The sequence below is a fragment of the Aquibacillus koreensis genome, from assembly GCF_025154055.1.
Taxonomy (GTDB): Bacteria; Bacillota; Bacilli; order Bacillales; family Amphibacillaceae; genus Aquibacillus_C; species Aquibacillus_C koreensis.
Map to the genome: position 1 here is coordinate 1 of NZ_JAOALK010000022.1, position 24,339 is coordinate 24,339.

General features: G+C 34.1%; 21 protein-coding genes. 7 read left to right on the top strand and 14 right to left on the bottom strand.

Translation table 11 applies throughout. The annotated features are described in order from the left end of the window. Window positions 1-251 precede the first annotated feature (251 nt). Both NYQ66_RS05785 and NYQ66_RS05790 read right to left on the bottom strand, forming a co-directional pair. Window positions 252-728: a hypothetical protein gene (locus tag NYQ66_RS05785; RefSeq protein WP_259867876.1), complete on the bottom strand. Its 477-nt coding sequence runs from the start codon at window positions 726-728 to the stop codon at window positions 252-254. A 72-nt stretch (window positions 729-800) separates the two neighbouring features. After that, window positions 801-1,565 (bottom strand): MerR family transcriptional regulator, encoded by a 765-nt coding sequence (locus tag NYQ66_RS05790; RefSeq protein ID WP_259867878.1) that lies wholly within the window; start codon window positions 1,563-1,565, stop codon window positions 801-803. 137 nt (window positions 1,566-1,702) lie between these two features. Here NYQ66_RS05790 and NYQ66_RS05795 point away from each other — a divergent pair, with 137 nt between their 5' ends. Further along, window positions 1,703-1,858 carry a DUF1540 domain-containing protein gene (locus NYQ66_RS05795; protein ID WP_259867881.1) on the top strand — a complete coding sequence of 52 codons (156 nt, stop codon included), beginning with the start codon at window positions 1,703-1,705 and terminating at the stop codon, window positions 1,856-1,858. A 115-nt stretch (window positions 1,859-1,973) separates the two neighbouring features. On the opposite strand, the gene NYQ66_RS05800 is transcribed toward NYQ66_RS05795, so the two are convergent. Beyond that, window positions 1,974-2,552, bottom strand: coding sequence for a hypothetical protein (locus tag NYQ66_RS05800; protein ID WP_259867883.1), 579 nt, complete (start codon window positions 2,550-2,552; stop codon window positions 1,974-1,976). A gap of 306 nt (window positions 2,553-2,858) precedes the next feature. Between NYQ66_RS05800 and NYQ66_RS05805 the strand changes: the two genes are divergently transcribed. From NYQ66_RS05805 to NYQ66_RS05830, 6 genes are all read left to right on the top strand, one after another. Continuing rightward, complete coding sequence (locus NYQ66_RS05805; protein ID WP_259867887.1) at window positions 2,859-3,230, top strand: PilZ domain-containing protein; 372 nt, start codon at window positions 2,859-2,861, stop codon at window positions 3,228-3,230. Between the two features lie 84 nt (window positions 3,231-3,314). Continuing rightward, window positions 3,315-4,259, top strand: a complete 945-nt coding sequence (corA, locus tag NYQ66_RS05810) for a magnesium/cobalt transporter CorA (RefSeq protein ID WP_259867889.1) — start codon at window positions 3,315-3,317, stop codon at window positions 4,257-4,259. A 157-nt stretch (window positions 4,260-4,416) separates the two neighbouring features. Next, a complete protein-coding gene (sppA, locus tag NYQ66_RS05815; RefSeq protein WP_259867891.1) occupies window positions 4,417-5,415 on the top strand; it encodes a signal peptide peptidase SppA in 999 nt (332 codons plus the stop codon). A gap of 12 nt (window positions 5,416-5,427) precedes the next feature. Next, entirely contained in the window at window positions 5,428-5,892 is a 465-nt protein-coding gene (locus NYQ66_RS05820) for an RDD family protein (RefSeq protein WP_259867893.1), read from the top strand. Between the two features lie 88 nt (window positions 5,893-5,980). Next, window positions 5,981-6,109, top strand: coding sequence for a hypothetical protein (locus NYQ66_RS05825; protein ID WP_259867895.1), 129 nt, complete (start codon window positions 5,981-5,983; stop codon window positions 6,107-6,109). A 200-nt stretch (window positions 6,110-6,309) separates the two neighbouring features. Next, a complete protein-coding gene (locus NYQ66_RS05830; RefSeq protein WP_259867897.1) occupies window positions 6,310-7,368 on the top strand; it encodes an LCP family protein in 1,059 nt (352 codons plus the stop codon). Window positions 7,369-7,414: 46 nt separating this feature from the next. Here the strand turns inward: NYQ66_RS05830 and NYQ66_RS05835 are convergent, their stop codons facing one another. From NYQ66_RS05835 to NYQ66_RS05885, 11 genes are all read right to left on the bottom strand, one after another. Then, window positions 7,415-8,143, bottom strand: coding sequence for a WecB/TagA/CpsF family glycosyltransferase (locus tag NYQ66_RS05835; RefSeq protein ID WP_259867899.1), 729 nt, complete (start codon window positions 8,141-8,143; stop codon window positions 7,415-7,417). 446 nt (window positions 8,144-8,589) lie between these two features. Then, complete coding sequence (locus tag NYQ66_RS05840) at window positions 8,590-9,603, bottom strand: NAD(P)H-dependent glycerol-3-phosphate dehydrogenase (RefSeq protein WP_259867901.1); 1,014 nt, start codon at window positions 9,601-9,603, stop codon at window positions 8,590-8,592. A 103-nt stretch (window positions 9,604-9,706) separates the two neighbouring features. Further along, on the bottom strand, window positions 9,707-11,212 hold the full coding sequence (locus tag NYQ66_RS05845; RefSeq protein ID WP_259867902.1) for a glycosyltransferase family 2 protein: 1,506 nt from the start codon (window positions 11,210-11,212) through the stop codon (window positions 9,707-9,709). A 22-nt stretch (window positions 11,213-11,234) separates the two neighbouring features. Then, entirely contained in the window at window positions 11,235-13,745 is a 2,511-nt protein-coding gene (locus NYQ66_RS05850; protein ID WP_259867903.1) for a glycosyltransferase, read from the bottom strand. A 31-nt stretch (window positions 13,746-13,776) separates the two neighbouring features. Next, window positions 13,777-14,772, bottom strand: a complete 996-nt coding sequence (locus NYQ66_RS05855; protein WP_259867905.1) for a hypothetical protein — start codon at window positions 14,770-14,772, stop codon at window positions 13,777-13,779. A gap of 237 nt (window positions 14,773-15,009) precedes the next feature. Beyond that, entirely contained in the window at window positions 15,010-15,831 is an 822-nt protein-coding gene (gene tagH / locus NYQ66_RS05860) for a teichoic acids export ABC transporter ATP-binding subunit TagH (protein WP_259867906.1), read from the bottom strand. 15 nt (window positions 15,832-15,846) lie between these two features. Next, entirely contained in the window at window positions 15,847-16,668 is an 822-nt protein-coding gene (locus NYQ66_RS05865; RefSeq protein WP_259867910.1) for an ABC transporter permease, read from the bottom strand. A gap of 94 nt (window positions 16,669-16,762) precedes the next feature. Further along, the gene (gene galU, locus NYQ66_RS05870) at window positions 16,763-17,644 is read right to left on the bottom strand and encodes a UTP--glucose-1-phosphate uridylyltransferase GalU (RefSeq protein ID WP_259867911.1); all 882 of its coding nucleotides are present in this window, start codon (window positions 17,642-17,644) and stop codon (window positions 16,763-16,765) included. 23 nt (window positions 17,645-17,667) lie between these two features. Then, window positions 17,668-20,193, bottom strand: coding sequence for a glycosyltransferase (locus NYQ66_RS05875; protein WP_259867915.1), 2,526 nt, complete (start codon window positions 20,191-20,193; stop codon window positions 17,668-17,670). A gap of 61 nt (window positions 20,194-20,254) precedes the next feature. Further along, complete coding sequence (locus NYQ66_RS05880; protein WP_259867912.1) at window positions 20,255-21,439, bottom strand: CDP-glycerol glycerophosphotransferase family protein; 1,185 nt, start codon at window positions 21,437-21,439, stop codon at window positions 20,255-20,257. A gap of 212 nt (window positions 21,440-21,651) precedes the next feature. Then, on the bottom strand, window positions 21,652-24,339 hold a 2,688-nt coding region (locus tag NYQ66_RS05885), incomplete at its 5' end, for a PA14 domain-containing protein (protein WP_259867914.1).

Genomic DNA, 24,339 nt, shown 5'->3' on the forward strand with positions numbered 1-24,339 from the left:
CTGACTTCAACCGGCTCTTCAGTCTCGTTCTTGTCAGTGAGCAAGCGCTCCTCTGACTTCAACTCGCTCTTCTTTCTCTTGCTTGTCAGTGAGCAAGCGCTCCTCTGACTTCAACTCGCTCTTCTTTCTCTTGCTTGTCAGTGATCGGGCCCTTCTCTGACTTCAACCGGCTCTTCAGTCTCGTTCTTGTCCATAGTTGCCCAAACTCCAATTAATAAGGGAGTCAGCACAGCGCTGACCCCCGCTCCTTACTACTCTTCCCACTCAATCTCCACAGCCCACGTCTTTGCTAAGTCATCTATATCCTCTTCAAACTGCGCGGTAAGCTGTTCTGACTCTGTAAATAGTGCATCGGCTTCTTCTTGGTTGCCTTCTAGCCATGCGTATTGTGCTGCAATATATTTTTCAAGCGATTGTACATCTAGATCGTGCAATGCTTTAAGTTCCTCTTTCTTAATCCCGTCGCCATACGCTTTTGATTCTGAAGCGATTTTCTCTAGTTCGGGAATTAAGCGATCTTGTGTAAATGTAGTGAGTTCTTCATCTGTACCTGTCTCAGCGATGGTCACCTCTTCACCGATCAACGTATTGTAGCTCGTGCCGAATTCATACGTTTCTTCTAGATAGGTTACCATTGCATCCGAATTTCCGTTCAAGGTTTGAAACAAGAAATAGCCACCAATTAACAAGGGAATAATACCTAACAATGAATACAATACCTTTTTCATATTCTTCCTCATCTCATCATAAAAATGTAAAGCTGAGATAATTATAATCGATTGGCTATTTTTTAAATACTATTATTTTTTCATACCTGTGTACACCAATACAGCATCTCTTAAAAACACTGCAGCACCAGGTTTGTTTTTGTCATAGTAAGCTGTGAATCTTGGGTCGTCGACGTACATTTGAGCAAGCCCTGCATGTGCCTCTTTTGAATAGCTATCCCAATAGAAGGAGATCCACTGACGGTGCAAATCTGCAACCTCCTGGGCTAATGGTCCTGCTGGTTCACCCGTATCGACAGCTTCCCTTAATTTTGTCAAAATTTCCTGAGATAACGCTTCAACTCTATCATGGTCCTCTTTCGTCATGCCTTTTAACTTACGGTTGGATTTATCTACTTGTTCATCCCCATATTTTTCTCGTATCTCAAAACCGTAACGCTCTTCATTCTCATCAATCATTTTCTGCTTAAAGCCTTCAAATTTCTCCTGATCTGTCATCGTTATTCTCCCTTCCGATTTCGCGATTGTCTTTTCTACGTTTGTGATAAGTTGGTCGAGATGCTCTCTCTTTGCTAAAAGTTTTTCGCGGTGACCTTCCAATGATTTATACAAGTCATAAGTTGGGGAAGTCATAGCCTCTTTAACCGCATCTAGATTCAATCCAAGTTCCCTGTAAAAAAGAATCTGTTGAAGATCATCTACTTGTTTTTCGCCATAAATGCGGTAACCAGAGGAATTGATTCTAGCCGGTTTTAAAAGGTCAATTTCATCATAATAGCGGAACGTCCTTGTGCTTACACCCGCTAACTTCGCAAGCTTATTTATCGTGTATTCCATCATAACCTCCTGACAAGGCAACTATACACCTTTACGTAGCGTGAAGGTAAAGTGTTTTTTATAAAAAATTTACCTACAACTTCCAAGCATGATTCTTTCGTTAACATGGAAATCTATAGCTATAGGAGGTGTGCAGGATGGCTCAAGACGTATTGTGTGAAGTGAGCAACTGTAAATACTGGGCAAGTGGCAATAAGTGTAAAGCGGATGCCATTTATGTTGTCAGTCACCACGGCAAAAAGGCCTCGAAGCAAGAGGAAACGGACTGCCAAACATTCGAGCCGAAAATCTAAGTACCTTCCTTTAATGGGTTTGGCCCCACTAGCTTGGGGTCAACCTTATTTTTTTGCCTCAAACAGGGGAGCGAGACCCTATAAAAAAGGATTGCCTCCACATGGGCAATCCTTTTTAATATATTTTAATTACCTTGGTTTTAAAGTAATGATAGAGATTTGTATTCCATTTCGAAATGAGCACGACGACAACCTGTACGACAAATAGATGGAGATAATTCACCCCGTTGTAGATGGCAAATATATGGATTTGAATCAATAGTGGCATGAATAAGAAAGCGATCACCGCAGCTAGTAATGTTGCATATAAGTAGTAATTGCGATTATGATTTTGTGTCCATTGGTAAATGAGCATATAGGCAACTGGGATGAGAGACGCATTTAGCTCTACTGCTGATGGGATGAACGGGAACATCAGATACGGATAGTCCCAATAACCAAACCGTCCGCCAATAATATGAATATACGTCAACCAAATATGGATATTGAATCCAAAGAAGCCGATTAGAAATGCTTTTTTTCGGTCTAGAAAAAAGAATAGAAAGATAAGTGGAAGCAAGAATAGTGCCATATTGACCCAGAATTGCCAAGATTCTAGAAAAACAAACTCGTTCCAATAATCAATCCAACCGTTAACTACCTGTTCCTGGAGCTTTCTAAGCTCACTGAGGGCTTCCTGTTGTTCAGTGCTCAACGTCCTTCTCTCCAATCCACTTCATTACTACTTCTTTATATTTCCTAGAACAGGTTTTTTTATTATAAAAAATATTTTTAGACAGGGATTTGTCACATTGTCTTATCAAAATAGTTAGGATCTTGTCGATATATCACCCCTTCTCTTTTATAATTTTATATTCCTCCATTTCTTCTACTTTTTTCGCGATTTAATGCCAAATATTCGTTTAATCCCCTGATATCAGACTATATTGACAACAATTTCAAATCTGTGTAGTTTAGTATTAGTTGTTAAAAATTAGTTACGGTAAAGGAGTGGTAAAGATTGAAACGGAATCATGAAAGAGTACAATTCTCCGACCCTCCATTAACAAAAGCGGGTCTGGTCATAATGAATGAACAGGGGTTTGTGGAAAGTGAAGTGGAAGTTAAACTACATGACCTTAGTGTAACTGGTTTGTGTTTTTCATCAGGTTTGCATTTTTACGAAGGTCAACAATTAGTTCTAAAGCTTAAATTGTTTGCCCCCACAAACCAAATATTTGGAGAGATTGTTTGGAAAAGTGAACATGATGGAGAATTTACATACGGTGTAAGTATTATCACTGCAGATTTAGCCTACTTTCAATACATGCAATCTTATGATGATTACATTCAAAATAAAAAGAGAGATATCCTTGTTGGTGGGCGGCAATAGTAGTCGTCTTTTTTTTTGCCTATACCCCTCATTACTTGTATCCAACGCTCCATTTGATTACACTGCTTATAAAGGAGCATTGATATGATACAAATAATCGCGATCACCAACAATCAACTACACACCCCCTCCACCATCGATGAATTGAAGCAGCATGATTATGATTGGTATTGGATTGACTTCGATCAACCAACTGATGATGAGATCAAACAACTCGATGAAAAATTACATTTCCACCCACTAGCGATTGAAGACTGTATCCATGAATTGCAGCGACCGAAGCTGGATTATTATGATGACTTTAACTTTTTTACGACACATGCCATTAACCCGAAGGACTTGTCGAAGCAGGAGCATGACTTTTTCCTCGGTGAAAATTTCATTGTATCCTATCATAATTATGAATCCAGTGAAATAAATCAGGCATGGCGAAGGTTGTCTGGTGTCCAGGATGTTTCGAAATGGGATCATTACCGAATTTTTTATGAAGTATTAGATAAAATCGTCGATAATTATTTCCCGATTATTTATGAGATTGAAGATGAGTTGAATTCCATAGAAAATAACGATGACCAAGAAGCTATGGAAATTTTGCTAGATAATTTGTTTGATATTCGTCATGAGTTGTTGAAGCTCAGACATACGATCAATCCTGTCCGTGATTTATTCTACCGGATGCTTAACTCGCATCGTTTAAAAGGGATTCGAGATCGGCGCGAGTATTTCACCGATATTTATGACCATTTATTAAAGTTGTCGGAAATGGTTGCATCAAACAGGGAGATCGCCAATGATATTCGCGATAATTATTTATCGCTGAACTCCCACCAAACGAATCAGGTGATGAAGTTATTGACGATCATTACTTCGATTTTTGTACCACTTACGTTTATTGTGGGGATTTATGGGATGAATTTTGAAAATATGCCGGAGTTGTCTTGGCAGTATGGATATTTTGCTGTGTTGATTTTGATGGTTGTGATCACTGTGTTGATGGTGATTTACTTTAAGCGTAAGGGATGGTTTTGATTGGGCAGTTCACAGGCTCACTATTTTTTTGGCAGTGAGCCTTTCTTCTGTGCATGTGATTTTAACTGGATGTTAAAGCAAGCAATTACTCGAAATTTGATGGAAAATACTATATCATTTGAAATAGTGACTATAGTGTAGGAATTGGAGGATTAACATGAATGTAAAACGTTGGATTGCGTTAGGTATTGCAATTGGGTTATTTTTTATTTCGATGGGTATGCAGTTTCTAACCAGTTTAGCAACCGCAGACTTTGAATCGATGTTTAATTTGGAAAATGAACAAATGTTTAGTCAGAAGGTGGTTGAATCGGGGGCGCCTACAAGTCAGATCGCCGTGCTGCATTTGAATGGTGTGATTGAAGATACGACACCAAATGCATTACTGAATACTGGTACATATAATCATCAAAAGTTTTTGGACATGTTAGAAGAGGCGAAAGAAGATCGTTCGGTAAAAGGCATTATCATACGTGTTAATACACCTGGTGGCGGGGTGGTTGAAAGTGCGGAGATCCATGAAAAAATCGTAGAGATTCAGAATGAGGCTGAGAAACCTGTCTATGTATCAATGGGCAATACAGCAGCATCCGGTGGGTATTATATCGCCGCACCTGCGGATAAGATTGTTGCGCATAAAGCAACGCTTACCGGGTCGATCGGTGTGATTATGGAGAGCTTTAATTTTGCCGAATTCGCTGATGAGCATGGGATTGATTTTAACACGATTAAAAGTGGTGAATACAAGGATATCATGTCGATGTCTCGTGAAATGACAGAAGAAGAACGAAACATCTTGCAGGCTATGATTGATGACATGTATGAAGATTTTGTTCAAGTAATCGTGGATGGCCGTGGGATGAGTGAAGATCGCGTCCGTGAACTTGGCGATGGCCGTGTTTATACCGGAACGCAAGCGCAGGAAGAAGGACTTGTTGATGGCATCGGTTCGTTGGAAGATACGATAGCGATGATGAAAGAAGAACAGGAACTAGGCAATGCGCAAGTATTTGAATACGAGCAAGGAATCGGATTAGACCAATTCCTAGGTACTACGATGAAAAGTATGATTGGAACGGAAACTAATTTAATCGAAATCAAAGATTTATTGCGCGATAGTAACGCACCACGTGCAATGTATCTGTATTCGAGATAGGAGGTGCCGATTGTGAGTGAAGAGCTTATAGAAGAGACTTCCGCACCGATTAAAGAAAAGCGATACGCAGGATTTTGGATGCGGTTTTGGGCATATATCGCTGACTTACTTATTGTCGCAAGCATAAACGGTATCCTACTTATTCCGTTTCGATTTATTAACGACGGCGCTCCTATTGATCTTGCTTTTTGGACCGTCACTGGCATTGTTGGCTCGATTGTTTTCTATTTGTACTTTTTGTTTATGACAAAAGGTTTTGGTCAGACGTTAGGAAAGATGATTTTTGGATTGAAAGTAGTTAGAGAAGACGATCATGCGTTAGGTTGGAGTGATCTGTTATTTCGAGAGGTAGTAGGCCGTTTCCTTCACCGCGTCTTTTTTATCGGGATCTTTGCCTATTTGGTCGTTGCTTTTACAAAAGAAAAACAAGGGATTCATGATATGATCGGCAATACCCGTGTGGTGCACGTGGAATAAGAGGGACAGCGTTGTCCCTCTTTTGTTTTATCCGCATATATATGTATTATCTGGTTAAAATAACCGGGATGAAGGCGGTGGACAATCCATGTTAGAGAGCATCATCCATTTTATAAAGGGTTTGCCTGAACTTGATGAAGTTTATATGAAGGAAGCAATGGAATATGAGATGTTTCCTGAGGTGGAAGAGGAAGTGTATGGTGAAGGTTACAAATAAATTGTCATTTTTTACAGTGCTTATTATCAACTCACTATTAGTGGTTTTTTTTATATAGAATTATATACCATTTCTTTTTCCTTATATTACAATTGTATTATTTTTGTCAAAAAAATTTTACGATCTTCCTCTTTCGTAGTAAAATGTAAATTAGTGTTTACCTAATATTTTGCAAATTTTTCTATTAAGGGGTATAGATTATGTCTAAAGAAAAGGGACAATCGAGAATTAAAAAAAGAAAAGTCAAAAAAAGACGAAAGTTGTTATATATTTTAATTCCTTTCTTGGTTTTAATTGGCGGAGCTACCGTGTACGGAGCGATGGTTTTAAACAAGGCAGAAGAAGTGGTAGAAAAATCTTATGAGGATGAAGGAAGAGAAGGTTCAAAATCAGAGTTGAGGGAAAAAGAAGTTGACCCAACTGCTGATGATGTATCTATCCTTATTATCGGTGTAGATCAAAGTGAGAAAAGACGGATGAATAATGAGAGCAACTCATTGTCCGATGCTCTTATCCTAGCTACGCTAAATAAAGAAAAGAAAAGTGTTAAGATGGTCAGTGTCCCTCGTGATACTTACGTGTATGTCCCTGAGCTTGGCTATGAAACAAAGATTAACCATGCACACTCTGCAGGAGGGACAAAAGCATCGATTGAAACGGTTGAACAGTTGTTAGATATTCCAGTGGATTACTACGTGAAGCTGAACTTTGAAGCTTTTATCGATGTCATCGACACACTTGATGGTATTGAGGTTGATGTACCATACGAGTTATATGAGCAGAACTCTAAGGATGAAGCGAATGCGATTCATCTACTTCCTGGGGAACAACTACTTAATGGAGAAGAAGCATTAGCCCTTGCTCGTACAAGAAAGCAAGACAATGATATTGAGCGCGGTAAAAGACAACAGGAAATTATAAAGGCCATTGTTGATCGATCTATCTCTTTCAATACGCTATTGAAAGTTGATGATCTTATGGAAGCTGTTGGCAATAACATGAAAACAAATATGAATTTTGATGAAATAAAAAGCTTTGTATCATACGGATCTGCTGGTGGATTAGACATTGAAACATTAACGTTAAAAGGATATGACCTTTGGACAGATGCTTATTACTATCAGCTAGATGAACAAGATTTAGCCGAAAAGAAAGAAATTTTAAAGGAACACTTAGACATTACCTCAACAACAACTACTGATGACTCCGAAAATGATTCGTCTGGTACAAATTATAGTCAGCAAAGTCAGGTTCAATAAAAGAAAAAGGATCAACCCTGCTAGTTTTAGAGGGCTTGATCCTTTTTTAATATTTCTTCAATACGATCCGTATCATAAATTCAAACACTTTTAATATTCTTTTCCAACGAAACGGCTGTTTAATTAATCGGTATAACCACTCTAAGTTGAATCTTATCCATATTTCAGGTGCACGTTTCACGTTTCCAGCGATGACATCAAAGCTACCACCTACACCCATAAATAACCCTTTATCTAATTCATCATAGTACTTTGTGATCCAAGCATCTTGTCTTGGTGCCCCTAAGGCAACAAACACTAAATCAGGTTCAGTTCTTTTAATCGAATCAACTATATGACGATCATTCAAGTCAAAAAATCCGTGATGCGAACCAGCAACTAACAAATTAGGATGAAGTTCTTTTATTTTCGTGATAAACCTTCTATTTACTTGCTCTTCTGCACCTATGAAGTAGCAGCTAAGTTGGTTCTCTTCGGCATATCCAATAAGTTCTGTCATGATTTCAAATCCAGGAATGCGTTCTTCAATTGGTTGTTTGATTATTTTAGATGCGATGACAATTCCTGTACCGTCTGGAACGATATAATCTGCTCTGCTAACCATGTCACGGAAATCACGTTTTTCTTTTGCTAGCATGACAATCTCGGGATTAGCTGTTACTAAATATGTTTTCTCATTGTTATGAAGCCTAGGGTATATAATATCTTGAAACAAATCATTTTTGCTTATATTTAAAAATTTCATATCCATGATGGTTACAAAATCATTAGCCATTTAGAGACAACCTTCCTATCACCATTACTTCTTAATATGATAAATAAATACTTCTCTATTATGACATCAAGTCTCATTTTCGACAATTAGAAGTTTTTACAAATAATTAATTTGACATGAGATGGGAGGTGTTTAGTGGGTTGTGTGATAGGAGTGCGTTCATATTTTTTACTTCTTGGGGTTTGTTTTTTTCTGTGTATCCAACCAAGGCTTCAATATTTGCGCCCTTCTCCGAGTTATCTGTGCTCTCACCCTCTCTTTTCCATTTTAGTGCCACGGTGCCTTAATCCGTTCCACACCCTTATTAAACGTGAAAAACCCCGACTGCCGCCGAGGGTTCATTTTATTCTTGTTAGTCGCACATTTATGACAATATGTATTTAGGGTTAAAGGTGAAAAAATACCGCACGAGACGATTTCTTTCAAACTCATCGATGAATTACCATTTAACTATTTGCCTCATCTTTCCCGACTCTTATCATTAAGTCATCTACTGCTTCCTTTGGATCTTTGCCGTTAAATAATACATTATATATAGCATCTGTAATCGGCATTTCAACATGTAGACTTTTCGCCAAATGGTATGCTGCCTCTGTTGTACGAATACCTTCTACTACCATTCCTAGCTCATTCTCAACCTCTTCAAAGTTACGACCCTGCCCTATTAACTTACCTGCCCGGAAATTTCGACTATGTACACTTGTACAGGTAACGATTAAATCACCTACACCTGTTAAACCAGAGAACGTTTGCTTCTTTGCACCCATTGCTGCACCTAGTCGCTTAATTTCAGCTAATCCCCTTGTAATTAAGGCTGCTTTTGCATTGTCTCCATAACCTAACCCATGAGAAACTCCTGCACCAAGCGCAATAATATTCTTAATTGCACCACCTAGCTCCACACCTATTACATCAGGATTGGTGTACACTCTGAAGTAATTATTCATAAATAAGCGTTGAACCATTGCCGCCGCATCCATGTTTGATGAGGCAGATGTAACAGTTGTTGGTTGTTGTAGAGATACTTCTTCAGCATGGCTTGGACCAGACAATACCACAACATCCCCCAATAGATTTTGCGGCACTTCTTCTACGATCATTTCAGATATACGCTTAAACGATCCTGGTTCAATACCTTTACTTGCGTGAATGATCGTAATAGGCTTACTAATTATATTTTTAATTTGTTGACATACAGAACGAATTGCCTTTGTCGGCACTACTAATAAAACAATGTCAGTCCCATTTAACGCTTCTTCTACATTATTCGTTGCGACTATTTTTTCTGGAATTGTAATCCCTGGCAAAAAGTCTTTATTCGTTCTTTGTTCATTTATCTCTTCTACATGTTTCTTTTCCTTACTATATAGCATTACGTTATGATTATTATCAGCTAATACCATAGATAAAGCCGTTCCCCAACTACCTGCACCAATAACTGCAATGTGATTTCTTGACATCAATAAGACGCTCCTTACTTTTCAGTTTCAAAATATAATATTTAATTTTATTTTAACACAAATCACCTAACCTCTATAAAAAGGGTTATATATGTTGTTAACCTCACTTTTTATAAATCATTAATATACCTATTGGATTAAAGGAAACAATTATCTTTTGATTATTTGTATATTTAATCCTTTCATATGTATTATCAAATACACGATCCATTTTAACAAGACCCTCTCGAACTAATGACTTGTTTCTATATCGAAGTTTTAAATAATATTTTGTATCCGTAATGGAATTTTTTTTAAATTCTTCATAATCAATATGAAGTGAAAAGCCTGACCAACCATCACGGAATTGCAATTTTGGTTTAATATTAAGTATGGGAGTTTCATCTAAGGCTACAACATCAACCCATATCCCTATACTTTCCTTTTGAGTAGCATCGACTTTGTTTATATGTACATTACCTTTTATATTTATACTTTCCTCTAATAAATCAAAAGACTCTAATTTCAATCTCAATTTCAACTCATTAGTTACATTATATAGTTCTTGATTATCATCATTATATCCATAATAATCCGTGTAATAGTTTCCATCTATCAAAAAAGGTTTATTAGTTGGTGGAGCGTTTTTTTCAGACATAATCAGACCTTTTAAGTCTGCTATATCTTTATTCAGAATATAATAATATTTGATTCGCTTGTTAACCGGTAATTGGTAATAGAAATAATCATCTAACGCATTGCAAAATTGTTTTACTTCCTTAATTAAGTAGTCGATATACCTAGTATCCATTTCAGGAATTAGGTTTATGTACATTGCAAAATCATGCTCTAATACTTTTTTGTTAAAGGCATTAGACAACTTAATTCCTTTAGCATGTTGCTTAATCCATCCTTTACAAAGATTAAGCGCTCTGACTCTATCACGAAGATTTTTTATGTCCAATTTACTTTGAGTTATAGACAAATTATCTGCGTCACTTCTAATTCTCCATTTATATACAAAGTCTAATGTTACCATTGTTGTGTCCGCCAAAAGGTATGATTTTAAAGTAAAAGGAAGATCTTCGTATAGCATATCTTTCTCAAATTTAATATCATTCATTAACAGAAATTCTCTTCGGTATATTTTGTTCCAAACAGATGTATCATAGATCAAGCTGGTACTGTCACATATACTAGTTTTTTCCATTGGTTCAATAAAGGCCTTCTTGTGAAGGCCTGACCAAAATTCCTTGTCCTCTTTAAATTGTTTTACATTTCCAGTTACAAGATCACATTGATGTTTCTCCGCAAGATAATAGAGATTTTCACACGTATTTTGGTAAAAGAGATCATCAGCATCTAGAAAGCTTATATACTTCCCAGTAGCATTCTCTATCCCAAGATTTCTCGCAGCACCTGGACCACTCCGATTCTCTAACTCCAGAAGCATAAAATTCTCATTCATCTCAACAAATTGTAAAGCAATCTCTTTACTATTATCATTCGAACCATCATTAATTAAAATGACTTCAATCTGATCTAAACTTTGATTTTCAAGAGAACTTAAAGCATCTCTAATGTAATTTTCCACATTATAGAAAGGCACAATCACAGAAATTTTATACAAGAGGAATACACTCCTACTAAGTCTATAATACAATTTGATTAAATCTATCTCTTGCATCCTTATTATATTGTACATAATCAAACTTTTTATAATTAACTTGCACGCCATTTCTTTTGTTTAATGCAAATTCTTTTAAACTATCTGCCAAATCATGGACGTTATTTTCAATAAGTTTACCATAACCGCCTTCTAACACACTTCTTACACCGGTAACATCAGTCGCAATGATTGGTTTATTTATAATCATAGTTTCCAATAACACTAAGCCTTGTCCTTCATAATTTGATGAAAGTATAAAACAATCACACTGTTTTATCAAAGCAAAAGGATTTTCAACTTGTCCTACTAGTATAACTTTATCCGTTAAATTTAGTTTACTAATCAAATCCTCAAGATAACCCTTAAGAGGACCTTCACCTACAATATACAGTTTCATGTGATCATCATTGTTTAAAGCCTTGTAAAAAGCATTAATTAATTTTTCGTGGTCCTTTTCAGGAGAGAGCCTTCCAATAGACACAAAATTTGTATAATGAGGGTTGGGAGTAAGCGAACCTTTAATAGAAACAAAATTATTTTGCTTTTTGTTTTCTAAGATCATATAATCTTTTTTATCATATGTTACTATATTATCCTGGTCTTTTAGGTCTAATACTTTCTTATAGTTAACGGAGTTATTAATGTAAGTCATTTTATCTTCAGCATATGGGACCAAGTGTTTTAAGTTTTCAAAGTTTGTATGGTGTGTAGACTCCGCAACAGATATTATTTTTTCATAGTATTTATAAGTGGAGAATACAACTTTCAGAGCTTGTTTATGCTTATTCTTGCCATTAATCTTTTTATTGAATTCTTCCATCATATCGTTATGAAGATAAATAGTTTTTTTCTTAATACCAGAAAATGCAAAAAGTAATGACCAAAAATCATTATATCCACCAAAATTAATTGCAAAATTAATATTAAGGTTACCAGTGATTCGTTTCATTTCTTTCTTATACATTTTTTTAGGTACTATTAATTTCATAACCGATCCTGAAATCCCTCTATTTAACGTCCATTGATGTCTATAACTTTCCATGATTGTTCTACCCAAGACTCCTGGCCTAAATAAAAAATGTACATTTTCATTAACTTTTCTCATATTGTTCCATTTTTCTTCAGTACCATTTGGGCTTTCAACTACAATCACTTCATACTTATCATAATCGATGTTATCTAACAAGCTAAGGGCTGACATAGTAATCCCATTATTATAAAAAGCTCCACAATACATCATAATAATTTCTTTACCCGAATTCGTTGTTTTAATTAAGTCTGATTCTTTATTATGGAACACAATGTCCTTAAATCTTAAACCGGCTTTACCATCATCGTTATAATTAAAAAGACTATTATATTTCTGGTAGTTTTCTTGATAATAATTATAATGCTCATTTATAATACAGTTTGCTACTTCATCTATATCCGTACATAAAGGTCCAGGAAGAGAATCTATTTCAAGGTAAAAACCGCGCTCTTCTTTATAGAGCTCAATGTCTTCACCATAAAATACAATTGGCCTTCCGGTTGGGATAAATTCAAAAAATATGGATGAGTAATCTGTTATAAGAAGGTCAACAGCGGCCAACAGCGTGTTTGTATCATAGTGATTTGGAATACACATATGTTCCAAACCATTATCTTCGAAAAATTTATATGCGAAGTAATGAGATTTTAACAGTACAATATAATCATTTCCTAGTTGATCACGTAATTTCACTACTTCATCTAGTAATTGTTGACTAGTGTCACTTTCATTACCAACCGTTCCTCTCCACGTCGGTGCATACAGCACTATCTTCTTATCTAATGGAAGAGCTAGATCCCTTAAAACACCATCTCTATTTGAGTTTAAAGTTAAGTCTACTCGGGGATAACCAATATCTAAAACTTTACCAGGAAATATTTCCTTAATATCATGAGAGCTTAATAACTTATTATAGGTGAACGAATTAGGGCTTAATAAAAAGTCCGTCTGTAGTAAGTTTCTTTGAATGTTCATATGATCACTAAAGCCCGCATTATTAATATCGAGACCAAGTGTTTTTAAAGGAGTACCATGCCATGTATTGATGTACACTTGTTCTTTCCTTTTCAGAAAATAATAAGGAAAAGATGTATTATTAATTAAATATTTAGAAGTTGCCAAAGCCAATAGATACTCGTCATCTTCTACCGAAACAATACTTACATTATTATATTCATTATATGTTTCATCTAATAATTCTTTGTTATTATTTACAATGACATGTTTATAATGGCTAAAGGCTTCATCTTTTAACACATTTTGAAAAATCGCCAATGGATTACCAGTAAAATTTGCTCCATGGTAAGATTCATAAAGAATAACATTGTCTTTAACTTTGTATTTATTAATGAATCGATTATATTTTGATCTTATCTGGAACCTTTGATTATTGTTATATTCCTGAATTGGTTTTTTTATAAATGGTATCTTTCTTTTGATATATCTTTTAAGTTTTTTTTGCAATCTATGCCTTCCTTTCTCTAGCACTGTACTATTAATCAGTTTTATTATTTATAACTATACTTATTTGGTTGTTCAAGTGTTGATTGTGAACAAATAAAAACTCTTGAGCATCGATATAATGGGCATCTGGTACCTCACAATTAATTGAATTAATTAATGGGGTTTCTAGATAAATATTGTTTTGATTAATTAATACGGATAGAAAATACTCTCCCTTAGGTAGAGCTAATTCTTGGAAGTTAACCCATTTTCCAAACCAAGCGTAATCATAGTTCATTATATTGTTTCCATGGTCTTTATGTTTAGATAGCCAACCGATAAATTTATTATTGAGTTCTACTTCCGTAACAAAGTCACCATTTCTATTTCTAAATATCATATTTTTTCTACTCGATGAAATTTCCGATTGTTCAATACCAGGAATATAGATATAACCGCTAATATATGAGGATAGTACTTTCCACGTAATTGTGTTCATTCTACTAGATGGTTCAACAATTAAAAAATCCATATAGTTTATTAGTTTATAAGGATTGTGTAATCTTTCTATAATAAATAGCTGCTTATTTACTTTATTTGCTTTTGCGAAAACTTCAATTTCATTTTTAAGAGGACCTTTACCAATAATAAATAAATTTAAATTTTTATCTCGTTTCATTTCTAGTATTATTTTATAAATGGCATCTTTTAATTCTGGACCAAACAGGTAAGCCATTAGCGCAATGTTAATAGCACTTTTGGCAGGTACTTTAGCCCCTACTAAGTCTATATTACCATTTGAACCCATTTGCTCCAAAACCAGATAATCCTCTCCAGATACCTCTATTAAATCTTTGTTACGAATAGATTGTTTAGCAATTTGTAGTACATTAAGAAAGTATTGGTTAGTCTCAGATTTAAAGAAAGTAATAATGTCTTTGTACCTATTTTGGTCAGAACCACATTCAGATATATGTTTGTAAGAATATGAATTATTATTGTTCTTTTTGAATTCACTTTTATTCTTTCTGCTAATCATCATTTGCATTTGTAATCGCTCCTATGCACCCCATCTATTTACACTAATAAATATAGTAACATAACTAAATATACCAAAACCATAAAAAATAATAGAATTTATAGTATTATAATCCATTTCATGTGTCTTTTTACTCATTTTTAAAAACGACGAATAGTATATTTACCTAATTGAGTTCTATGAATGCATTAATAAGTGCACATAAAAACAGAAGCCATTATAGCTTCTGCTTTCTGCTCTTATATATTAAAGTTCAGTTTTTCCGCTTGGTGTTAATAATTGTTCCTGATTTCTTTTTATCGCTTCAGCTCTGTATTCGGCTTTTTCTTTCTTAGACATATTCTTGAAGTCTTCCAGGAATGTTTCGTACTTTGGAATTACTTCATCTACATTTCCATACTCCCTAACAGAACCGTACTCTAACCATAGGATTTTCTCGCAGAATTCCTTCATTTGTCCGATTGAGTGACTTACAAAGATCATCGTTTTACCCTTATCTTTAAATTCCTTCATCTTATCTAAGCACTTTGCGGCAAATGCTTTATCTCCAACAGACAAGGCTTCATCAATTATTAATATATCAGGGTTTATGTTTATTGAAATGGAGAAACCTAATCTTGATTTCATACCACTAGAATATGACTTTACAGGTTGATCTATAAACTTTTCTAACTCAGCAAATTCTATAATATCATTTTCCATCATTTTTATTTCTTTTTTTGAAAATCCTAACATTAAACACTTTAGTTCAATATTATCTCTTCCAGTCAGGTCCCCTTTTAGGCCTGAAGCAACAGCAATTAATGCAGCTTGTCCTTTTACACGTATAGTACCTTCCGTTTCAGGCACTATACCGGCAATTATATTGGATAGGGTAGATTTTCCAGAACCATTAATTCCAATAAAGCCAACCACGTCTCCCTTTTCTGCTTCAAAGCTGACATGATTTAGGGCATAGAAATCCTCACCATAGCTTTTTGGTAATAAAATATCTTTTATTCTATCCGATGGTTTGTGATATAACTTATATTTTTTTGAAACATTATTTACAATAATTGATTTGTTCATAATTTATCCTTCCAATTATAGAAAATCTATAAAATGCCTTCTAAATTTGACATGGATACTTGACCCGATTAAGAAAAACACAATAGTTAATCCCCAAAAATACAAGGTATATTGCCAAGAATCAACGAAGTACCAACCTAATCCTAAAAAGCTTGCTCGATATCCTTCAATAATATAGTAAAGTGGATTAATTCTCATAATAAACTGAATCCAATAATCTAAATCCTTCATTGACCAAAGGATTGGTGATAAGTAAAGTAACATCCTTAATGTAGCATTTAAAAACATATGAACATCACGAATTAATGTCGACAATGTTGAAGTAATTAAAGCTAAGGAATACGTAAAAGCAAATGTAGCAAAGATAAAATAAATAATTTGTATATAATATATGTTAATCGCATACCCAAAAAACTGTAAGGTTATTATCGTTATAACAATCATTATAAGATGAATATAAAATTGTGAGAATATAACAATATTTGGAATAACGCTCATTGGGAAGTTCATCTTAGACAATATTCGCAACCTAGAATATATTGATTTTGACCCTTGAATAGTTGATTGATAAAAAAAGAACCACACAATAATACCAGAAAGCATCCAAGGTAAGAAAGGAATAAACTCTCCCGTGTAGACTTCAATATCTTCTCTCCTTCTAATTCCATAACCAAAAACAAACCAATAAATTGCTATTTGAATCAATGGGTTAAAAATCTCCCAAGCCATTCCTAAATAATTGTTGTTATTTGAACTCTTTAATTCATACAATGACAATCTACGCGCTAAATATAAGTGCTTGACCTGTTCATTAATAACAGAAATTGCAGATTTCATAACATGGTCCCTTTCTTAACTAACACTCGTTATATTAGTAGTAAAGTGGTAAGTTACAATTTTTAATAATCTACCTACCACTTTACATATATTATTATTTTACAACAGATTTATTTTTTAATAATTTTTCCATGAAAAGGTATAGGTCCTCTTTGAGATCGCCTCTTTCTAATGCCATCTCAATGGTTGTCTGAATAAAACCTAGCTTTTCACCTACATCAAATCTTCTACCCTCAAAATCATAAGCATAAACTGGTTGTAATTTATTCAATCTCTCAATGGCATCCGTTAACTGTACCTCGTTACCTGCTCCATTCTCTTGTGTTCCTAGTAGTTCAAATATCTCTGGTGTTAATACATATCTGCCCATTATAGCCAAGTTAGATGGAGCTTCACCTATTGGTGGTTTTTCTACTAACTGATCAACTTTAAACAATCTACCTTCATTTGTATTTGGTTTAATAATACCGTACCGGTGTGTTTCATTATCTGGAACAGTCTGAACACCAATAATCGATGACTGTTTTTCATCATATTGATTTATCAATTGTTTTAAACAAGGTACTTGCGATCTTACAATATCATCACCCAAAAGTACTGCAAAAGCCTCATTACCAATAAACTTTCTTGCACTCCATACAGCGTGACCAAGTCCTCTTGGTTCTTTCTGTCGAATATAATGTATATCAACATTTGATGACTCTCTTACTTTATCCAATAAATCAAATTTTTCTTTTTTAATAAGGCTATCTTCTAATTCAAAGGAATTATCGAAGTGATCCTCAATAGCTCTTTTTCCTTTACCAGTTACGATAATAATATCTTCAATACCAGAAGCAATTGCTTCTTCTACGATGTATTGAATTGTCGGTTTATCTACAATCGGTAACATTTCTTTTGGCATTGCTTTCGTTGCAGGTAAAAAACGCGTTCCAAGACCTGCTGCCGGTATAATAGCTTTCTTTACTGTTTTCAAGAATTAGTCCTCCCATTTTATAATCATCGGTTACATACTTCTTTATAGAAAAGTTCCAGGGCTTCTTCATTATAGTCTAAGTAGTCAAACCTCTTGAATTTAACCTTGTCATTTAGAAATTCTAGCATTGCTTCTGTCAAACTGTCCTGGTCATTTTGAACTAATTTTCCATAACCACCTTCTAATACGCTTCTGACCCCAGTTACATCCGTCGCAATTACGTATTTGTCGAGGATCAAGGATTCAAGTATAACCAAACCTTGCCCTTCATAATTTGAAGATAATACAAAACAGTCAGCACGATTAATTAAACTAAACGGATTATCCATTTGTCCAGTGAACGTTACTTTATCTTCCAGGTCCAAATCCGTAACCAGTCTCTTTAACATACTTTCTAATGGACCTGATCCAATAATATATAACTTAATTGGTTTATCAGTTTGTTGCAACAAATTATGAAATGCTCTTATTAGTTTCTCCTGGTCTTTTTCTGGTGATAATCTAGCCATATTAGCAAAAACGATATCTCCACTCTCAGGTTGTCTCACACCTGTCATAGAAAACAAGCTTGAATCATAGTATTCTTTAGTAATAATAAAGTCATTACCTTTGTAATTAATTACCTCTGTTTTATCTTTTGATTCAAGTACACGTTTATAATCAATCAGATTATTTACATAAACCATCTTTTCTTTTGCATTAGGAACCAAACTCTTCAAATTTTCCATATTTACATCTCTTGTAGATTTTGCAACAGAAACAATTCGATCGAAATACTTATAAGTAGAGAAAATAATGTTTAAATTTTTTCTATGCTTATGTTTCCCATCAATTTTCTTATTATATTCTTCCATCATATCATTGTGTAGAAAAACACTCTTCCATTTTATGTCACTAAATGCAAATAAAATTGACCAAAACTTATTGTACCCACCAAAGTCCACCACTATATCATAATCGGCCTGTCCTATTAACCTCTTTAATTCTCCATTATACATCTCTTTTGGTGCATTTTTTTGTGCAAAATTAGTGTACAACCCTTTCCGATTGACTAGATTGTGTTTAAAGTAATCTAACCTTGTCATATTCCAAGTCCCTACGCGATAAATCACTCTTGTTTCAGGTGCCATTTTGGAAATATTTACAGCCTGGTCACCTTTTTTATTTCCAAAATCTAAAACTGTTACATCATACTTATCGTGATCTATATATTTGGTGAGGTTAATTGCAGAAATTGTAATGCCATTATTATAGAAACCACCACAATATAAAAGTAATTTCTTCTTATTATTTACCGTTCTTAGCTTTTTACTGCTTTCTTTTTGTTCAAACACTATGTCAATCAATCTTTCCGTTGCTTTACCATCATCATTATAGTTAAAATCATCTAAGAACTGATCATATCTATCTTGGTTCTCTTTAACAATTGAGTCTGCTTTTTCTATCGCGGCATCAATTTCTTCTATTGATTTACAAATTAGTCCTGGCAGTTCATCAAGGTTTAAATAAAAGCCTCGATCTCTTTCATACTCTTCTTTATCATACATATAAAAAATAACTGGACGCTTTGTAGGCAAAAAGTCAAAGAATATACTCGAGTAATCTGTTATTAGAACATCAACTGTAGCTAGCAGTTCATTTGTATCGACCCAATTAGGTACACATAAATGCTCTAAACCTTTTTCTTTAAAATTCTTATATACAAAGTAATGTACTTTTAATATTATCTCATATTCTTCTGTATATTTATTTCTCAGTCTCTGTATATCTTCAAATATTTTATCACTAGATATAGTACTACTATGCTCACTATTTCCACGCCACGTAGGTGCATATAATATAATTTTTTTATCAACTGGGAGGTTTAATATGCGTTTCATCTCATTTTTGTCAGTATTCAATGTTAAGTCTATCCGTGGATAACCCGTATCCAAGACCTCTCCATTATAAAGTCCATCTATATCGTGTGATTTTAACAACTTTTCATATGTGAATTTATTTGGATTTACAAAGTAATCTGTATGCATAATATTTCGTTGAATATTAGCATGATCAGACATTCCTCTATCTTCAATATCAATACCCATCTTTTTCAATGGTGTACCATGCCAAGTATTTATATATACTTGACCTTCTTTTTTCTGAAAGTAATAAGGGAATGACGTATTATTCACTAAATATTTTGCGTTACTAAGATGCTTTACATACTTTAAACTGTGAATCTTCACAAATTCAATATTTTTATGATTTTCATAAGTACTAATTGCGTGATTTTCCAAGCTATCCATCGCCCAAACATGTTTATAATCACTATATTTTTCATCGTTATATAATTTCTTAAATATTGCATATGGATTTCCTGTCATGCTTTTCCCATGATACGCTTCATACATAATCACTTTATTATTTATCCGTTTATTACGAATATGTTTTGCGTAAACAGCGCGCCTTTTAAATCCTGCATTATTCATGTAGTCTAATAAAGGCTTTAATAAAAATCTTATCATTTTTATTAAGGTCTTTATTATATATTTTGTTCTTTTTATCATACTTTTCAAAGGTAATCCTCCTATAGCTTTTGGATTTTACTTAAAGCTATTACCAATATTTTCAAGAATCTAATGACTTAACTAGTTCAATCACGCGATCTGATGCCTTTCCATCGTCTAAATAATTATATTTTTTCACAAAGCGATCATACTGTTCTTTATATTTATTTTGGTTTTTTTTAGCATCCTTAATTGCATTAATTAGTTCTGTATTTGTTTGAACCATTGATCCTGGTGCTTCCAATTCTAAGTCAAAATAAAACCCCCTGATTGATTCCTTATAAGCTTCAATATCAAAAGTATAAAAAATAATCGGTCTTTTTAAATTACTGTAATCGAACATTACCGAAGAATAGTCGGTTATTAGAATATCTGAAACTAAATATAAGTCTGAAATGTCTTGCTCAGGTGAGAAAGTATAGACAAAATCTGAATGTCTTGATGTGTCTAGACTATCTACAACTAGGTAATGAGCCTTAATAATGATTACATAATCCTCTGATAAATGTTCTTTAAGTAATTCAATATTAAGTTCTGTATTAAATTTATACTTCCCTTTTTGGTAAAAGGAATTATCCCTCCAGGTAGGGGCGTAAAGAATAATTCTTTTATCTTTAGGTAAGCCAAGGTTTTTCTTTAACTTTTCTATAGATTCTTCATTATTATTGTTGATTAATATATCATTTCTAGGATAACCAAATTCCAACATCTCTTTTTCAAACCCGAATGCACTTCTAAATATTTCAGAAGAATACTTATTTTGAGATAATAAGTAGTCCCACCGTTTCGTGTTTCTATAAAAGTTAGCCTTGTATTGGTCTAGATTACTTTCCCCCCCCATATCTAGCACTTCCATATCAAGTCCTAGCTTCTTTAAAGGGGTCCCGTGCCATGTTTGTATATATATGCCCTCTTGTCTTTTTTTAATGAAGTCTGGTTGACGACAGTCGAAAATCCAATATCTAGCAATCGCCAAATAAAACAGATATCTTAGTCGATGACGCTTTATTTTTATACATTTTCCTGGGATATTTATTGATGTATCTTCTAATATCCAGATAAAGGTAAAGTCTTTATCATACCCTTTTTCCACCATTCTTTCATAAATCGCTTTAGGGTTTCCTGTATAGTTTTTTCCAAGGTTACTTTCAAACAGTATTTTTTTACGATCAATTGGAAAAATTGCAACTAGTAAATTATATATCGTTAACAATATATACTTAATTATTTTTTTAATTACATTCATTCAAATACCTCTTTTAATTAATAAATTGTATAATTTAAACACTACTTAATATATCACATTTTCTGTTGTTTCGACATACGCACAGTTTTATTTTTATTCTTATCATATCTTTCGTTGTTTGTTTCATTCATTATGACGGTTATACATCACAATTGAAACTTGCTTGGTACACGCAAAAAGCCTTATCTCAATTTGAGATAAGGCTTTTAATATTACTTTATTACTTTTACATAATCACCATGTACCCAACCCTGTTTGTTACCATAGTTAATCTGATACCAGCTACCTTTGGTTTCTAATTGTCCATTTTTTGTAACTACAGATACAAGATTACCTGTATTAAGATTACCGATAACATTATCTAGAGTTGTTGTATCTGTATTACTTCGTACCCTTAAGCCATCCGTAGTGATTTCTATTAGGTTTAACACATTTACATACTCTTTGGCGACCCAACCTTCTTTACCTTCAATTTTGACTTTAAACCATCCATTGTTATTGCTACTATTTAAAGATTGTATTTCTACTTCTTTACCTTTAGGTAGTTCAGTGATAATCGAATAACTAGTGGAAGGTCCTGTTCTAAAACGTAAGTTATCTACATTGGTTTTTCCAATTGTCCCTTTTGGATAACTTACTACAGTGTTGATCGGTAATTCAGTTTTTCCAGGTTGGTTTTTATATTTTGGTTCATCAAAAATTAATACATAGTTCTTTAGTAAGTCATAAACTTTTTCTATTCGCTCCGTTTGTTTCTCTGCCCAGCCGATATCTGTAGCATATTGGTGTATTCCTGGATTGTTTGGATTCCATTTCATTTCATATAAGGTATCTTGACCTTGTGAAACGTAATTATCGTATATCCATTTAGCGCCGCCTTCAATTGCCTTATCGACAGTAAACCATTCCTTGTCATATGCATATTTAGCTCCACTTTCGATAGCGGTTTTGTCGTATGCACCAATTCCATACATATTATAAACTTTCTTTCCATTATACTCTACACCAATAGCAAGATCAGACTTTCCATTACCTGTTTCGTGTAATGCGTGAGCAATTAGATACACTTCGTTTATACCATATTTTTGACCAGCATTTATAAAAATTTCTGCTTTATTTGATAACACACCTTTATTTTTAAGTATATTATTATTTATTTCAGCAGTATTTAGGCCAGCTGTGCGAGATAGTTGCATAAATTGAAAATACGAAGAAGCATTCTTATCATTAAAGTTAGATGGATTTACATAATAAGCTAGCTGTTCCCTTGATGGATCATGCCAACCTCCACCACCTAAATCAGTCTGTGGACCACCGTATAGCTTTTGTCTATCTAACATATAATCAAATTCGTAATCATAATTTGATGTACGATAGATCTTACCCTGGATAATCTCAACAAAATCAACGTTCAGATAAGCGTCAATAGTGTTTTCATAATATTCAACCTTGATATTGTGTGTACCTTTTTTTAATTCGATGATTTCATCAAATGAATGAAGACCCGAATTCCAGGCATCAATGATTAGTTGACCATCTATGTACACCCTTACCGCATTATCTGCATTGACCAACAAGTTATATTTTTGACTTGATGTTAATGTGATTTGTTTTTGGTAACTTGCAGAAAAGTTATCTGATTGAATATTCTTATGTGGAGAGCCTTTTTCCCAATTAAAATTCAAGTTTCGAATTTTATTATTTGAATTTTTACCTCCCTCTACATATGCATATCCATCCAAATTCTTATTATTATAGTACAAGCCTAACCAAGAATCATTAGGTATTTCTTCTTTGACTGGCAATACCGAGAGATTTAATTTACTCTTACCGGTATGTTCAAAATACTCCACTTTAATTCTGTGCACGTTTCGCTTACCTTCTGGCACTTTTGGATCTGTATGATCAGCGATGTTTATATGCGCAACATTGTTCTTGTCACCACTTGAGTACCAGCGATCTATGACTAGTTCATCATCAATATAAACTCTTATTCCATCGTCAGCATTAGACCTAATAATATATTCCCCTGCTTCAAGCTCTTTATCTGTCATATATCTAGCAGAAAAATTATATTCTTTCAAGCTATGATGTGGAGCTCCATAACCCCAATCAAAGTTTAAGGACGGAATCTCATTAATTGAGTTTTGACCACCCTCTACGTAAGGTGAGCCTTCTAGATTTCTATTATCATAGTATTCTGCGTACCACCCAGATGTATTGATTATAGAGTTTAAATTAAATTCTTCTATCGACACATCTATCTTACTGTTTCTAGTACTATCATAATAATGTACTTCAATCCAGTGAACATCTTTTTGTGCATTTTTATTCGTATCTCCTATTTGGACTTTAACAGCATCCTCACGAAAACTACTATTACTCCAACGATCTAATACTAATTCACCATCTATAAAGACTTTAACACCATCATCTGCAGCAGCACGAACAATATATTCCCCTGCTTTTAGTTTTTTGGCTGTCACATACTTAGCTGAGTATTTGTCTTTTGGTACATTACTGATTGGCGCATTATTACCGTGATCTTCAATTAAAGAGCCATCTCCTTGCGCCTTCACTACTTTGGCATTAGCAGGTGTTCCCTCCAAATTCATATTCGGATAATAGTACGCATACCAATCTCCAAATGGTACGACTTCTGCGTACAATGCTGCTTTACCAGTATGCTCATAGTAATCAGTCTGTACTACATGTTCTCCTGATCCTAGTCCTGTTAGCAATGCTTGATTGTATGTTCCCGCTGAACCAGACCAGCGATCAATGAGTACTTGATTACCCGCCTTCACTCGAATACCATCATCTGCATAGGTTTGCACAAAATAATCTTTGCCACCTACTACCTTTTTGAAAAAGGAACTGGAATAATTATAATGAGATAT

Excerpts from the sequence above, each read along its gene's own strand:
- NYQ66_RS05785 (WP_259867876.1), bottom strand. The coding sequence starts at position 728 with ATGAAAAAGGTATTGTATTCATTGTTAGGTATTATTCCCTTGTTAATT.
- NYQ66_RS05790 (WP_259867878.1), bottom strand. The coding sequence starts at position 1,565 with ATGGAATACACGATAAATAAGCTTGCGAAGTTAGCGGGTGTAAGCACA.
- NYQ66_RS05795 (WP_259867881.1), top strand. The coding sequence starts at position 1,703 with ATGGCTCAAGACGTATTGTGTGAAGTGAGCAACTGTAAATACTGGGCA.
- corA (WP_259867889.1), top strand. The coding sequence starts at position 3,315 with ATGATACAAATAATCGCGATCACCAACAATCAACTACACACCCCCTCC.
- sppA (WP_259867891.1), top strand. The coding sequence starts at position 4,417 with ATGAATGTAAAACGTTGGATTGCGTTAGGTATTGCAATTGGGTTATTT.
- NYQ66_RS05825 (WP_259867895.1), top strand. The coding sequence starts at position 5,981 with ATGTTAGAGAGCATCATCCATTTTATAAAGGGTTTGCCTGAACTTGAT.
- NYQ66_RS05830 (WP_259867897.1), top strand. The coding sequence starts at position 6,310 with ATGTCTAAAGAAAAGGGACAATCGAGAATTAAAAAAAGAAAAGTCAAA.
- NYQ66_RS05835 (WP_259867899.1), bottom strand. The coding sequence starts at position 8,143 with ATGGCTAATGATTTTGTAACCATCATGGATATGAAATTTTTAAATATA.
- NYQ66_RS05840 (WP_259867901.1), bottom strand. The coding sequence starts at position 9,603 with ATGTCAAGAAATCACATTGCAGTTATTGGTGCAGGTAGTTGGGGAACG.
- NYQ66_RS05855 (WP_259867905.1), bottom strand. The coding sequence starts at position 14,772 with ATGCAAATGATGATTAGCAGAAAGAATAAAAGTGAATTCAAAAAGAAC.
- tagH (WP_259867906.1), bottom strand. The coding sequence starts at position 15,831 with ATGAACAAATCAATTATTGTAAATAATGTTTCAAAAAAATATAAGTTA.
- NYQ66_RS05865 (WP_259867910.1), bottom strand. The coding sequence starts at position 16,668 with ATGAAATCTGCAATTTCTGTTATTAATGAACAGGTCAAGCACTTATAT.
- NYQ66_RS05875 (WP_259867915.1), bottom strand. The coding sequence starts at position 20,193 with ATGATAAAAAGAACAAAATATATAATAAAGACCTTAATAAAAATGATA.
- NYQ66_RS05880 (WP_259867912.1), bottom strand. The coding sequence starts at position 21,439 with ATGAATGTAATTAAAAAAATAATTAAGTATATATTGTTAACGATATAT.